General features: G+C 73.6%; 11 protein-coding genes and 1 riboswitch. Of the genes, 7 read left to right on the top strand and 4 right to left on the bottom strand.

The window, feature by feature from the left end; genetic code table 11:
• Nucleotides 1-9: 9 nt before the first annotated feature.
• Nucleotides 10-1329, bottom strand: a complete 1320-nt coding sequence (locus J7E88_RS13730; RefSeq protein ID WP_215180614.1) for a glycosyltransferase family 4 protein — start codon at nucleotides 1327-1329, stop codon at nucleotides 10-12.
• Between the two features lie 198 nt (nucleotides 1330-1527).
• On the opposite strand from J7E88_RS13730, the gene J7E88_RS13725 reads away from it, so the two are divergent.
• Nucleotides 1528-2181 (top strand): TetR family transcriptional regulator, encoded by a 654-nt coding sequence (locus J7E88_RS13725; protein ID WP_215180612.1) that lies wholly within the window; start codon nucleotides 1528-1530, stop codon nucleotides 2179-2181.
• Between the two features lie 29 nt (nucleotides 2182-2210).
• On the opposite strand, the gene J7E88_RS13720 is transcribed toward J7E88_RS13725, so the two are convergent.
• The 3 genes from J7E88_RS13720 to J7E88_RS13710 form a co-directional block, all read right to left on the bottom strand.
• Complete coding sequence (locus tag J7E88_RS13720) at nucleotides 2211-2717, bottom strand: hypothetical protein (protein ID WP_308307493.1); 507 nt, start codon at nucleotides 2715-2717, stop codon at nucleotides 2211-2213.
• Between the two features lie 240 nt (nucleotides 2718-2957).
• On the bottom strand, nucleotides 2958-3191 hold the full coding sequence (locus J7E88_RS13715) for a ferredoxin (RefSeq protein WP_215180609.1): 234 nt from the start codon (nucleotides 3189-3191) through the stop codon (nucleotides 2958-2960).
• On the bottom strand, nucleotides 3184-4653 hold the full coding sequence (locus J7E88_RS13710; protein ID WP_215180607.1) for an aldehyde dehydrogenase: 1470 nt from the start codon (nucleotides 4651-4653) through the stop codon (nucleotides 3184-3186). Before J7E88_RS13710 ends, J7E88_RS13715 begins: the two co-directional genes overlap by 8 nt.
• A gap of 584 nt (nucleotides 4654-5237) precedes the next feature.
• On the opposite strand from J7E88_RS13710, the gene J7E88_RS13705 reads away from it, so the two are divergent.
• The 6 genes from J7E88_RS13705 to J7E88_RS13680 all read left to right on the top strand — a co-directional run bounded on the left by J7E88_RS13705 (nucleotide 5238) and on the right by J7E88_RS13680 (nucleotide 12475).
• Nucleotides 5238-6299, top strand: coding sequence for an MBL fold metallo-hydrolase (locus J7E88_RS13705; RefSeq protein ID WP_215180605.1), 1062 nt, complete (start codon nucleotides 5238-5240; stop codon nucleotides 6297-6299).
• Nucleotides 6300-6367: 68 nt separating this feature from the next.
• Nucleotides 6368-6441: riboswitch (cobalamin riboswitch) on the top strand.
• 146 nt (nucleotides 6442-6587) lie between these two features.
• Nucleotides 6588-7814, top strand: a complete 1227-nt coding sequence (locus J7E88_RS13700) for a prenyltransferase/squalene oxidase repeat-containing protein (protein WP_215180604.1) — start codon at nucleotides 6588-6590, stop codon at nucleotides 7812-7814.
• Nucleotides 7814-8464: an SCO2322 family protein gene (locus J7E88_RS13695; RefSeq protein ID WP_215180602.1), complete on the top strand. Its 651-nt coding sequence runs from the start codon at nucleotides 7814-7816 to the stop codon at nucleotides 8462-8464. Before J7E88_RS13700 ends, J7E88_RS13695 begins: the two co-directional genes overlap by 1 nt.
• Nucleotides 8461-9735, top strand: coding sequence for an energy-coupling factor transporter transmembrane protein EcfT (locus tag J7E88_RS13690; RefSeq protein WP_251022639.1), 1275 nt, complete (start codon nucleotides 8461-8463; stop codon nucleotides 9733-9735). Before J7E88_RS13695 ends, J7E88_RS13690 begins: the two co-directional genes overlap by 4 nt.
• The gene (locus tag J7E88_RS13685) at nucleotides 9732-11612 is read left to right on the top strand and encodes an ABC transporter ATP-binding protein (protein ID WP_215180600.1); all 1881 of its coding nucleotides are present in this window, start codon (nucleotides 9732-9734) and stop codon (nucleotides 11610-11612) included. The genes J7E88_RS13690 and J7E88_RS13685 overlap by 4 nt, the downstream gene beginning before the upstream one ends.
• Nucleotides 11609-12475, top strand: coding sequence for an ECF transporter S component (locus tag J7E88_RS13680; protein ID WP_215180598.1), 867 nt, complete (start codon nucleotides 11609-11611; stop codon nucleotides 12473-12475). Before J7E88_RS13685 ends, J7E88_RS13680 begins: the two co-directional genes overlap by 4 nt.
• The last annotated feature ends 23 nt before the right edge of the window (nucleotides 12476-12498 follow it).

The raw sequence follows: 12498 nt of genomic DNA, 5'->3' as shown, positions 1-12498 counted from the left end.
GCGGGGGGATCAGGAGGTACGGGTACGGACGGGGGCCGGGGACGCCGCGATGGCCTCCCGGTAGCGCTCGGCCGTGCCGATCGCGGCCTGCTTCCAGGTGAACCGGGCGAGCACCCGGGCTCGGCCGGACGCACCGAGCCGGGCGCGCAGGTCCGGGTCGCCGAGGAGGCGGCGCAGCGCGGCGGCCAGGGCCTCGGCGTCGCCGGGCGGGACGGCCAGGCACGTCTCGCCGTCGGGGCCCGCGACCTCGGGGATCGCACCGCCCGTGGTGGCGACGAGCGGGGTGCCGGTGGCCATGGCCTCGGCGGCGGGCAGCGAGAAGCCCTCGTACAGGGACGGCACGCAGGCGATCTGGGCGCTGCGCACCAGGTCCACGAGTTCGGCATCCGTGATGCCCTTGACGAACCGGATGGCGTCCTTCAGTCCGTAGCGCTCGATCAGCTGGGCGACCGGGCCGTCCTCGGCGCGCTTGCCGACGACGACGAGGTGGGCGTCCTCGTTCTCCGTGCGGAGTTTCGCCAGGGCCTCGACGAGGTGGACGAGTCCCTTGAGGGGCACGTCGGCGCTGGAGGTGGTGACGATCCGGCCGGGCACCTCGGCGACCGCGGGATTCGGCGAGAACAGGTCGGTGTCGGCGCCGATGTGGACGACATGGATCCGGTCGCTGTGTACGCCGAGGTGGTCGGTGATCTCCTGCCGTGAGGAGCCCGAGACGGTGAGAACGGACGGCAGCCGCCGTGCGACGCGCTTCTGCATGCGGGTGAAGGCGTACCAGCGGCGTACCGAGGCGCGGCGCTTGAAGTCGGCGGCGGCGTCCAGGTCCAGCTGCCGGTCGACGGTGATCGGGTGGTGGATCGTGGTGACGAGCGGGGCCCCGAGGTCGCCGAGGAGGCCGTAGCCGAGCGTCTGGTTGTCGTGGACGACGTCGAACTCGCCACGGCGGGCGCGCAGGTGGCGGCGCGCGCGCAGGGAGAAGGTCAGGGGCTCGGGGAAGCCGCCGGTCCACATGGTGGCGACCTCGACGGCGTCTATCCAGTTGCGGAACTCGTCGCGCCCGGGCGTCCGGAACGGGTCGGGCTGGCGGTACAGGTCGAGGCTGGGCAGCTCGGTGAGCGGCACGCCCTCGTCGAGGACCGGGTAGGGCTGGGCGCCGATGACCTCGACGTGGTGACCGAGGCGGGCGAGCTCACGCGACAGATGGCGGACGTAGACGCCCTGGCCGCCGCAGAACGGGTTCCCCTTGTAGGTCAGGAGCGCGATGCGCAGCGGGGAGTCGCCGTCACCGGACGTGCCCGCACGGGGGCCGACCTCTATGGCCTCTGCGGTCACCCACGGCCCCCTTCTCACTGCGTTTCGCCGGAGCGTAATCGTTCGCGCTAATCTAGAACAAGTTTCAGAGTTGATCGTTCGAGGAGCTTCGAATCTACCGGCAGGTAGCGCAACTGTGACCCGGGGATCAGGTGATTCGCGCCACGACGGGCGCCCTGCCATGCTGTGCGATCCGGACTCGTGCATGGAACGGGACATATGACAGCGGAAGCCAAGCAGGCGGTGCCTGTGTCACCGCCCCTGACCGAGCGCCAGGAGGCGCGCCGCCGTCGCATCCTGCACGCCAGCGCCCAGCTGGCCGGCAGGGGCGGTTTCGACGCGGTGCAGATGCGGGAGGTCGCGGAGGCGGCCGGCGTCGCGCTCGGCACGCTCTACCGCTACTTCCCCTCCAAGATCCATCTGCTGGTCGCGACGATGCAGGACCAGCTGGAGCACCTGCACACCACCCTGCGCAAGCGCCCGCCGGGTGGCGAGGGCGCGGCGGAGCGGGTGGCGGAGACCCTGATGCGGGCGTTCCGGGCGCTGCAGCGCGAGCCGCACCTCGCGGACGCGATGGTGCGGGCGCTGACGTTCGCGGACCGCAGCGTGAGCCCGGAGGTGGACACGGTCTCGCGGCAGACGACGGCGATCATCCTGGACGCGATGGGGCTGGAGCACCCGACGCCCGAGCAGCTGTCGGCGGTGCGGGTGATCGAGCACACGTGGCACTCCGCACTGATCACCTGGCTGTCGGGGCGGGCGTCCATCGCCCAGGTGAAGATCGACATCGAGACGGTGTGCCGGCTGATCGACCTGACGGCGCCGCCGACCGCCGAGCCGGCCGCGCCCGCGAGGGGACGCGGCCGCGCGTAGCCCGGTCCTACGGCTTCATGTTCGGTGTCCTACGACTTCATGCTCTTCGCCAGCTCCTCGTTGATCGCCTTCTCGCACTCGGCGCTGTTGTTCCCGGCGCCGAAGGTGATCACCAGGAACGTGTCGGCCCGGCCGTGGGAGCTCGCCGTCAAGGTCCAGCCGCTCTTGTGCACGGACGTGATGACCGACCCCTTCTCCTTGCGTTCCCGAGCCTGCTTCCAGCCGCCCTTCTTCAGGGCCGCCAGCGTCGCGTCGTAGGACTTCTGCGGGTCGGCGGCCTTCTTGACATCCGCTTGCCAGGAGACCGCGCACTTTCTGAGGGAAGGCGGGAGACCCTCCGACGGCTCCTCGGTGAAGCCTGCCGCCGTGGCCGCGTCCGCGATCTCCTTGGCTACCGCGGCGGCGTCCAGGCTCCCGCCCGCTTCCGCGGGAGCGGCGGACGAACCGGAGCGTGGCGTCCCGGACTTGTCGTCCTTCGCGTCGCTCTCGGCGCTGCATCCCGCCACCAGCAGCACCACACCGGCGGCCGCGGCCACCCACCTCGCCTTGCGCACAAGTCCCCCGCTTCACACCGACGCACGGGTCCCTGCCCGCGCGATCAGGGGGACAGTTTGGCACAGACGTTCGGGCGGGCATTCGCACAGGCTAACTCCGGGAGGCGGAGCGGGCGGTGATCCGGACGCGGGGCCAGGCCCCGTCCGGGCGATCCCGTCGGGTCTGGGAACCCCATCCGTCTGACGCCGCGGGCCGATCCTCGAAAATCGCCCGGACAGGGCCTACTCCTCGGGCGGGAAGACCGGCTCCCCGCTCGCCAGCAGGGTGATCATGATCGCCTCGACGGGGCAGTTCTCCGCCGCGGCGAGGATCTTCTCGTTGGCGTCCGCGACATCGGCCTGCGGGCGCGACTGCCGCGCCGCATCCAGCCGGAAGCCGTCCGGGGCGTGGCCCACGCACATGCCCGAGCCGATGCACACACCCCGGTCGACCTCGACGTGCCAGCGGTCACCCACGGGCCTGCCCTTCCCACGACGCGGGCAGGTGGATCATCTTGTGCTCCAGGTACGCGCCGTAGCCCTCGGGCCCGAACTCCCGCCCCAGCCCCGAGTTCTTGTAGCCGCCGAACGGGCCGAGCATGTCGAGGCTGAAGGTGTTGACGTTGTACGTGCCCGTCCTGACCCGGCGCGCGAAGTCGATGCCGTGCTCGACGTCGGCGGTCCACACGCTGCCGCTGAGCCCGTACTCGGAGTCGTTCGCGATCGCGGCGGCCTCGTCCTCGTCCCCGTACGGCAACAGGCAGATGACCGGGCCGAAGATCTCCTCGCGGGCGATGCGCATGGAGTTGTCGACGCCGCCGAAGAGGGTCGGCTCCACGTACCAGCCGCGGTCCAGGTGGGCCGGGCGGCCGCCGCCGGTGAGGACCTTGGCGCCCTCCTCCTGGCCGATGCGGATGTAGTCGAGCGAGCGCCGCCGCTGGCGTTCGGCGACCAGCGGCCCGACCTGGGTGGCCGCGTCCAGCGGGTCGCCGACGACGAGTTCGCGGGCCGCGGCGGCGAAGGCCTCGGCGATCTCGTCGTACCGGCTGCGCGGCGCGAGGATACGGGTCTGGGCCACGCAGGCCTGCCCGTTGTTCATCCAGGCGGCCGGGACGATCCCGGCGACCGCGCCCGGCAGGTCGGCGTCGGGCAGGATCACGGCCGCCGACTTGCCGCCCAGTTCGAGCGTGACGCGCGTGAGGTTGCGGGCGGCGACCTCCATCACACGCCGGCCGGCGGGGACCGAGCCGGTGAAGGAGACCTTGTCGACTCCGGGGTGCCCGACCAGGTACTCGCTGACCTCGCGGTCCGCGGGAAGGATCGACAGCACGCCTTCGGGCAGCCCGGCCTCCTGCGTGATCTCGCCGAGGATGTACGCGTCGAGCGGCGACTCGGGCGAGGGCTTGAGGACCGCGGTGCAGCCCGCGAGCAGCGCCGGGCCGAGCTTGGCCGCGGCGGTGAACTGCGGGACGTTCCACGGGACGACGGCCGCGACGACCCCGACGGGCTCGCGGCGCACCAGCACCGGGCCGAGGACGCCGTCGCGGTGCTCCTCATGGGCGAAGCCGCGGGCGACCGATATCGCGGCGTCCCAGACCATCACGGCACCGAGGGCCTGGGCGAGGACGCTCCAGGAGTAGGGGGAGCCGTTCTGCGCGCTGATGCAGCGGGCGATCTCCTCGTGCCGCACGACGATGGCGTCCTTGATCCGGCCGACGACCTCGATGCGTTCGCCGAGCGTCATCCGTGGCCAGGGTCCTTCGTCGAAGGCGCGGCGCGCGGCGGCGACGGCCCGGTCGACGTCCGCACGAGAGGCGTGCGGGACCCGGCCGATGACCTCCTCGGTGTGCGGGGACACGACGTCGATCGTGTCGTCCCCGATGGGATCGGCCGACCGGCCGCCGATGAAGAGGTGTCCGTACTCCTGGAACTCGGTCATGAGCGCTGCCTCCGCTGGGCCGGCATCATCTGACGCTGTTTCAGAACTGATACCAGTTCCAGTTCCAGGAGTCCACGGATCCTCTCGGGCCACCGGCCGCGACGCCGGCCCGGCAGCGCCTCGTCCGGCCCGGCGTCCGGCATCGCTTACAGCGGCTTCACCCGTAGCGTGCCGTACAGCACCGGCGCGTCCTGCCCCACGAGCCCGAAGCGTGCCGTACAGCACGGTGCGTCCTGCCCCACGCGCCCGCTCCGCAACGGTGCTCCGCGCGGCCGACGGCCCGCACGTCCCGTCCCTCAGCCCGCCCCTCGCCCCGTCCCTCGCACCGGACGCGCCTCGCGCCGGAATCGCAGAACCGCTCGGCGTCCATAAGGATCCCGTTGCCGCCCGCCCGGCCGACCGACCCGCCTGGCCGACCGACCCGGCCGGCGCGCCCCCTCCCGGACCGGCGCCCCGCGGTCCGGCGGGACCCCTCCCGGACCGGCCACCATCCGAAATCGGTAGACCTGAGCAACCATAAGAACCGGTTCTCGTTATAGTCGTAGGCGGGCAACGGCCCTGCGGCGGACGGGAGATGACGCTCCATGACGCGAGTGACCGACCACGGAGGGGGCGTACGGTCCATCCGCGTCCCGATTCCCGACAATCCCCTCGGCCACACCCTGGTCCATCTCCTCGACACCGACCGGGGGCCGGTCCTCATCGACACCGGCTGGGACGACCCCTCCTCCTGGCGCACCCTCACCGAGGGGCTGCACGCCTGCGGCACCTCGGCCACCGAAATCCACGGCGTCGTCGTCACCCATCACCACCCCGACCACCACGGCCTGTCCGGGCGGATCCGCGAGGAGTCCGGGGCGTGGATCGCGATGCACGCCGCCGACACCGCCGTCGTCCGCCGCACCCGCGAAGCCGAACCGGACCTGTGGCTCGGCTATCTGACCGACAAGCTGGAGCGGGCCGGGGCCCCCGAGGAACATCTGACACCGCTGCGCGCCGCGCGTGCCGCGGGTGGCGGCCGGCTGCCGGGCCTGCGCGCCGCCGTGCCCGACCGCGAGATCGCCCCCGGCGAACTGCTCGACCTCGCCGGCCGCCGGCTGCGCGCCATATGGACGCCCGGCCACACCCCCGGCCATGTGTGCCTGCACCTGGAGGAGGAGCACCCGGCCCGTCGGCCGGGGCGCGGCCGGCTCTTCTCCGGCGACCATCTGCTGCCCGGCATCACCCCGCACATCGGGCTGTACGAGGACCCGGACGACGACACCGTCACCGATCCTCCCCCGGTCTTCGACCGGGGGGACCCCCTCGGCGACTATCTCGACTCCCTCGAACGCGTCGGCCGACTCGGTGTCGCCGAGGTGCTTCCCGCTCACCAGCACGCCTTCACCGGTGCCGCGGACCGGGTCCGGGAGCTGCTCGCCCACCACGAGGAGCGGCTCGCCGGGTTGCTCCGACTGCTGTCCCGGCCGCTCACCCCCTGGCAGGTCGCGGAGCGGATGGAGTGGAACAGGCCCTGGGCCGACATCCCCTACGGCTCGCGCACCATCGCGGTCTCCGAGGCGGAGTCCCATCTGCGGCGGCTGGCGAAGCTGGGCCGGGCCAGGGAGGTGCCCGGCGGCCCGCCCGCCCGCTACGAGGCCGTGTGACCGGCATCCCCCGGGCGGCCCGGTGACCGGCCGGTAGAGTGGCGCCGTCGTCATCATCGCCCGTACGGGGGAAAGCCGTTGCGAATCCGGCACTGACCCCGCAACCGTGAGCCACCGCCGCAGGTGGCGAGTCGGAATGCCCCGTACGGACGTGACCGGCTCGCGCCACCGGCACCCCCGCCGGTGGACGGCACCGTCGAGGAATACGGAGCCGGAGCCCTGGTGCCTGTGGGTGCCCGTGCCCGGCCCCGCCCGGGAATACCCGCAGGAGAGGCACACCAGCTCGCCATGACCACGATCCGCCGCGGCGCAGCCGCGTTACTCGCCCCCGCCGTGCTCGGCGCCCTTTCCGTCCCGGCCGTCGCCGCCCCGTCACCGACGCCGCCGACCGTGCTGCCGTCCGGCCTGTACGGCAAGAGCGACCCCACCTACGACGGCGTGTGGCGGCAGTCGCTGGCGCTGCTCGCCCAGGACGCCGTCGGCGTCCGGCCCGCCGACAAGGCCGTCGACTTCCTGACCGGACAGCAGTGCGCCGACGGCGGCTTCCCGTCCTACCGCGCCGACGCCGCCAAGGCGTGCGACGCGAAGCTGCCGCGGGACACCAACGCGAGTGCGGCGGCCGTGCAGGCGCTGGCCGGCCTCGGCGGGCGGGACGCCGTGGTGAAGAAGACCACCGACTGGCTGAGGTCGGTGCAGAACGAGGACGGCGGCTGGGGCTACAACCCGGGCGGGGCGAGCGACGCCAACTCCACGTCGGTCGTCATCGGCGCCCTGCGCGCGGCCGGTGACCACCCGGCGCAGGTGTCCTCCAAGAGCGGCAGGACGCCCTACGACGCGCTGCTGACGTTCGCCAGGCCGTGCGGCGGCAAGGACGGCGGCGCGTTCGTCCACCAGACCGACTCCCCCGGCATCCTCGCCGACTCCACGGCCGCCGCGGTGCTCGCCGCGAACGGCAAGGGCATGGTGGCCGCCCCCGGCCCGAGGGACCCCAAGGCCGTCGAATGCACCACGGTCCAGAACCTCGCGGACACGGCGCACAACGGTGCGGTGCACCTCGTGAAGGGGCTCGCCGAGACCGGCCACTTCGACACGCCGCCCATGCCCGGCGCCGAGGACACCGCGCCCGAGCCGGACTTCGGCAACACGGCCGACGCCGTCGTCGCGCTGTCCGCACAGGGCATGAACGAGCAGACGAAGAAGCCGCTGACCTGGCTTCAGCAGAACGCCTCGGCATGGGCCCGGGAGAACGGCCCCGCCGCCTACGCCCAGTTGATCTTCGCGGCAAAGGCGACCGGCACCGACCCGAAGAGGTTCGGCGCCACGGACCTCGTGGCCGGCCTGAACGCGACAGGACCGGTGCCCGCGCCGGCGGACCTCTCCACCACACAGAAGAAGAAGGACGAGGAGTCGGACGACTCCACGTCCTCGCTGGCCACCTGGTGGATCGTCGGCGTGTTCTTCGTGGCGGCGATCGGCGTCGGGTTCCTCTTCAGCGGCCGCAGGACCCGGCTCTGATGCGCACCCGCCTCCTCGTCCTCATCGGTCTCGCCGCCCTCATCGCGCTCGCCGGCACGGCGAGCGCGCAGGCCGCCGGATACCGCTACTGGTCGTTCTGGCAGAGCAGCGGCGGAAAGTGGACGTACGCCACCGAGGGCCCGGCCACGGCGCGTCCCGCCGACGGGTCCGTGAACGGCTTCCGATTCTCGGTGAGCGAGGACAGCGGGGATGCGGCACAGCCACGCACCGCGCCCGGCTTCGAGGCGATCTGCGCGCGGACGCCCGCGAAGGACGGCGCCAAGCGCGTGGCCCTGGTCGTCGACTTCGGCACGCCCGAGGACGCCGCGCAGGGCGAGCGGCCCCCGGCACAGCGCACGGCGTGCGCACAACTGGCGCAGGAGGCCACGGCGGCGGAGGCGCTGGCCCAGGTGGCGAAGCCGTTGCGGTACAACAGCGAGGCGCTGCTCTGCGCGATCTCCGGCTACCCCAGGTCGGGCTGCGGCGAACAGGTCTCGGCGAACGAACCCGCGCCGTCGCGGCACGACGCGGCCGGGGACGAGGACAAGGACGACGGCAGCGGCCCGTCGGTGGGCGTGTTCGCGGGCATCGCGGCGGTCCTGGCCCTGGGCGCGGCAGCGCTGTGGCAGTCCCGCCGTCGCCGACGATGACGGGGGACGACGCGCCCGCCCCGGCCCCGCCGGCGTTCGAGGCGCGGGGGCACGGGGGCAGAGCCCCCGGCGAGACCGCCGCACGCCCGGGTGTGGCCGCCCCGGCGACCCCGGCCCCGCCCGCAGGCACCCGCGAGCGACGTCGCCCCGGGAGCAAGGCGTCGCGCGCGCTCCGCGCGCCCGTCGCGAGCCGCAGCAACTCCCTGCCCGCCGGCGCCTGGTGGCTGTGGGCCCTCGGGCTCGCCACCGCCGCCTCACGCACCACCAATCCACTGCTGCTGGGCCTGCTCGTCGGCGTCGCCGGATACGTCGTCGCCGCCCGGCGCACGGACGCGCCCTGGGCCCGGTCCTACGGCGCGTTCGTCAGACTGGGACTCTTCGTCGTGGCCGTGCGCATCGTCTTCTCCGTCGTCCTCGGCTCGCCCGTCCCGGGCACGCACGTCCTGTTCACTCTGCCCGAGATCCCGCTGCCCGGCTGGGCCGACGGCGTGCGCATCGGCGGGCGGGTGACGGGGGAACAGCTGCTGTTCGCCCTGTACGACGGGGCCAGGCTCGCCGCCCTCCTCATCTGCCTCGGCGCCGCGAACTCCCTCGCGAGCCCGGCCCGCCTGCTGGCGTCACTGCCCGGCGCGCTGTACGAGGCCGGTGTCGCCGTCGTCGTCGCCATGACCTTCGCGCCGAACATGGTCGCCGACGTGCTGCGCCTGCGCACCGCGCGCCGTCTGCGCGGGCGCCCCACCGGGGGCATCAGGGCCGTCGCCCAGATCGGACTGCCGGTGCTGGAGGGCGCGTTGGAGCGCTCGGTCGCCGTCGCCGCCTCGATGGACGCCCGCGGCTACGGGCGCACGGCCCAGGTCCCGCCCGCGGTACGCCGCGCCACGACCGCCCTGACCCTCGGTGGGCTCCTCGGGGTGTGCGGGGGTTCGTACGGGCTGCTCGCGGCCGAGGGCGCCGGGTACGGCGTACCGCTGCTCGCCGCGGGACTCCTCGCGGCGGCCGGCGGCCTGTGGCTCGGCGGCCGGCGCTCGGTCCGCAGCCGCTACCGGCCGGACCGGTGGGGCGCCCGGGCCTGGTCGGTGGCCGGGTCGGGCGTCGCCGTCGGGGTGCTGATGATCCGCGCCGCCGCCGGCGATCCGGAGGCGCTGCAGCCCGGTGTCGTACCCCCCACCGTGCCGTCGCTGCCGCTGTGGCCCGCGCTGTCGGTGCTGACCGGACTGCTCCCGGCGTTCGTCGCGCCCGTACCCACAGCAACCGAGGAGACGACCCCGTGATCCGCTTCGAGGACGTGTCGATGACGTACGGCGATGCCGCCGCACCGACGCTGGAACATCTGGACCTGACCGTCACGGAGGGCGAACTGGTCCTGCTGGTCGGCCCGTCCGGAGTCGGCAAGTCGACACTTCTGGGGGCCGTTTCGGGGCTCGTCCCGCACTTCACCGGGGGCACACTGCGGGGCCGGGTCACGGTCGACGGACGGGACACCCGTACGCACAAGCCGCGTGAACTCGCCGATGTCGTCGGCACGGTGGGGCAGGACCCGTCGGCGCACTTCGTCACCGACACGGTGGAGGACGAGCTGGCGTACGGCATGGAGTCGCTGGGCCTCGCGCCGCACGTGATGCGCCGCCGCGTCGAGGAGACGCTCGACCTGCTGGGCCTGGCGGAACTGCGCGACCGGCCGATCGCGACGCTGTCGGGCGGCCAGCGGCAGCGCGTGGCGATCGGCTCGGTGCTGACCACGCACCCGAAGGTACTGGTCCTCGACGAACCGACGTCCGCGCTCGATCCGGCGGCTGCGGAAGAGGTGCTGGCGGTGCTCCAGCGCCTGGTGCACGACCTGGGCACGACGGTACTGATGGCGGAACACCGACTGGAGCGGGTGGTGCAGTACGCGGACCGGGTGGTGCTGCTGCCGGGCCCGGGTCTGGCGCCCGTGACGGGCGACCCGGCCTCGGTGATGGCGGTGTCCCCGGTCCACCCCCCGGTGGTCGCGCTGGCCCGCGTGGCGGGCTGGAACCCGCCGCCCCTCACGATCCGCGACGCCCGCCGCCGTGCCGGGGCGCTGCGCGAGCACCTGCTCGACCGGGGGCTCCGCCCCCGGACCCGCACGCCTCCAACTCCCCATGCGCCTGGCGGCGTGGGTGGGGGTCCCCCCGGCGAAGCCAGGCCCTCCTCAGGCGGTACGGGGTCCGGGGCGAAGCCCCGGTTTCGGGACGGGAGCACCTCCCGCGGCCGTCAGGACGCAGGGGGAGGGCGGGGTGGGGAAGACGCCCCGCGCAGCGGCCCCCTCCCCCGCCTCCTCGCCCGCTTCCGCCGCGCCAGCGGAGCCGACGGGGCCGACGTGGCCGACGTGGCCGACGTGGCCGACGTGGCCGACGGCAACGACACGGCCCATACCCACGCCCTCGCCATCCGCCGCGCCCGCACAGACGCCCTCCGCGGCGTCGACCTCTCCATCCACCCCGGCGAGACCATTGCGCTCATGGGCCGCAACGGCGCCGGCAAGTCCACCCTCCTCAGCGCCCTCGTCGGCATGGTGGAGCCGACCTCCGGCGCCGTCACCGTCGGCGGGCGCACCCCGCACCGCACGCACCCCCGCGAGCTGATCCGGCACGTCGGGCTGGTGCCGCAGGAGCCGCGCGACCTGTTGTACGCGGACACCGTCGCCGCCGAGTGTGCCGCCGCCGACGCCGATGCGCGGGCCGCGCACGGCTCCTGCCGCGCGCTGGTGAGCGAGCTGCTGCCGGACGTCCCGGACGAGGTCCATCCGCGGGACCTCTCCGAGGGGCAGCGTCTCGCCCTCGCTTTGGCGGTCGTGCTGACCGCCCGGCCCCCGCTGATCCTGCTCGACGAGCCGACCCGCGGTCTGGACTACGCCGCGAAGGCCCGGCTCGCAGGCGTCCTGCGCCAACTGGCCGCCGATGGGCACTCGATCGTCCTCGCCACTCACGACGTGGAGCTGGCGGCCGAGCTCGCTGATCGGGTGGTGATACTCGCCGGCGGCGAGGTCGTCGCGGACGGCCCGACCGCGGAGGTCGTCGTGTCGTCGCCCGCGTTCGCCCCGCAGGTCGCGAAGGTGCTCGCGCCGCAGGAGTGGCTGACCGTCCGGCAGGTCGAGGCGGCCCTGGCCGAGGAGACGCCGGTATGAGCGTACGCCCGCTGCGCCTCGGTCCCCGGTCCGTGGCCGCGCTGGTCCTCGTCGGCGCGATCGGTGTCGTCGCCTTCGGCTGGCCGCTCCTCGCGGACGACGGCTCCGGCGTCACGGCACACGCGCAGGACGCGCCCTTGCTGTTCGCCGCGCTGCTGCCGCTTCTCGTGGCGGTGGTCGTGGCGACGATCGCCGACACCGGCATGGACGCCAAGGCCGTGGCGATGCTCGGCGTGCTCGCCGCGGCCGGGGCGGCGCTGCGCCCGCTGGGCGCCGGGACGGCCGGTCTGGAGCCCATGTTCTTCCTCATGGTGCTGAGCGGACGCGTCCTCGGGCCGGGCTTCGGTTTCGTGCTCGGCGCGGTGACGATGTTCGCGTCCGCGCTGCTCACGGGCGGTGTCGGCCCGTGGATGCCGTTCCAGATGCTGTCCATGGGCTGGTTCACGATGGGCGCGGGTCTGTTGCCCTGGGCGGACCGGCTGCGGGGGCGGGCGGAGCTGCTGGTGCTCGCCGTGTACGGGGCGCTCGCGGCCTTCGCGTACGGCACGATCATGAATCTGCAGGGCTGGACGTACATCGGCGGGCTGTCGTCGGGGATCTCGTTCCACCCCGGCGACCCGGTCCACGAGAACCTGGTGCGCTTCCTCGCGTACTGCGCGGCGACGTCGCTCGGCTGGGACCTGGGGCGGGCGGTCGTCACGGTCGTGCTGACGTTCACGCTCGGCGGGACGCTGCTCAAGGCGCTGCGCCGGGCCACGCGCCGGGCGGCGTTCGAAGCACAGGTCACCTTCGAGGGGTCGGCGGGGCCCCGGGCGGATGAGGTGCCCGACCGGACCTCGGTCCCGTGCGACGGCGACGAGTAGACACCGCACGGAATCGGCAGGGC

Origin of the sequence: Streptomyces sp. ISL-10, from assembly GCF_018614575.1 — a bacterium.
In the GTDB taxonomy this organism is placed as follows: domain Bacteria; phylum Actinomycetota; class Actinomycetes; order Streptomycetales; family Streptomycetaceae; genus Streptomyces.
Note: the sequence above shows the minus strand (reverse complement) of the source record. Positions and strands in the feature narration are given on the sequence as shown.

Bases quoted from the DNA above. Each gene is read 5' to 3' on its own strand.
- J7E88_RS13725 (WP_215180612.1), top strand. From the start codon at position 1,528: ATGACAGCGGAAGCCAAGCAGGCGGTGCCTGTGTCACCGCCCCTGACC.
- J7E88_RS13710 (WP_215180607.1), bottom strand. From the start codon at position 4,653: ATGACCGAGTTCCAGGAGTACGGACACCTCTTCATCGGCGGCCGGTCG.
- J7E88_RS13705 (WP_215180605.1), top strand. From the start codon at position 5,238: ATGACGCGAGTGACCGACCACGGAGGGGGCGTACGGTCCATCCGCGTC.
- J7E88_RS13700 (WP_215180604.1), top strand. From the start codon at position 6,588: ATGACCACGATCCGCCGCGGCGCAGCCGCGTTACTCGCCCCCGCCGTG.
- J7E88_RS13695 (WP_215180602.1), top strand. From the start codon at position 7,814: ATGCGCACCCGCCTCCTCGTCCTCATCGGTCTCGCCGCCCTCATCGCG.
- J7E88_RS13690 (WP_251022639.1), top strand. From the start codon at position 8,461: ATGACGGGGGACGACGCGCCCGCCCCGGCCCCGCCGGCGTTCGAGGCG.
- J7E88_RS13680 (WP_215180598.1), top strand. From the start codon at position 11,609: ATGAGCGTACGCCCGCTGCGCCTCGGTCCCCGGTCCGTGGCCGCGCTG.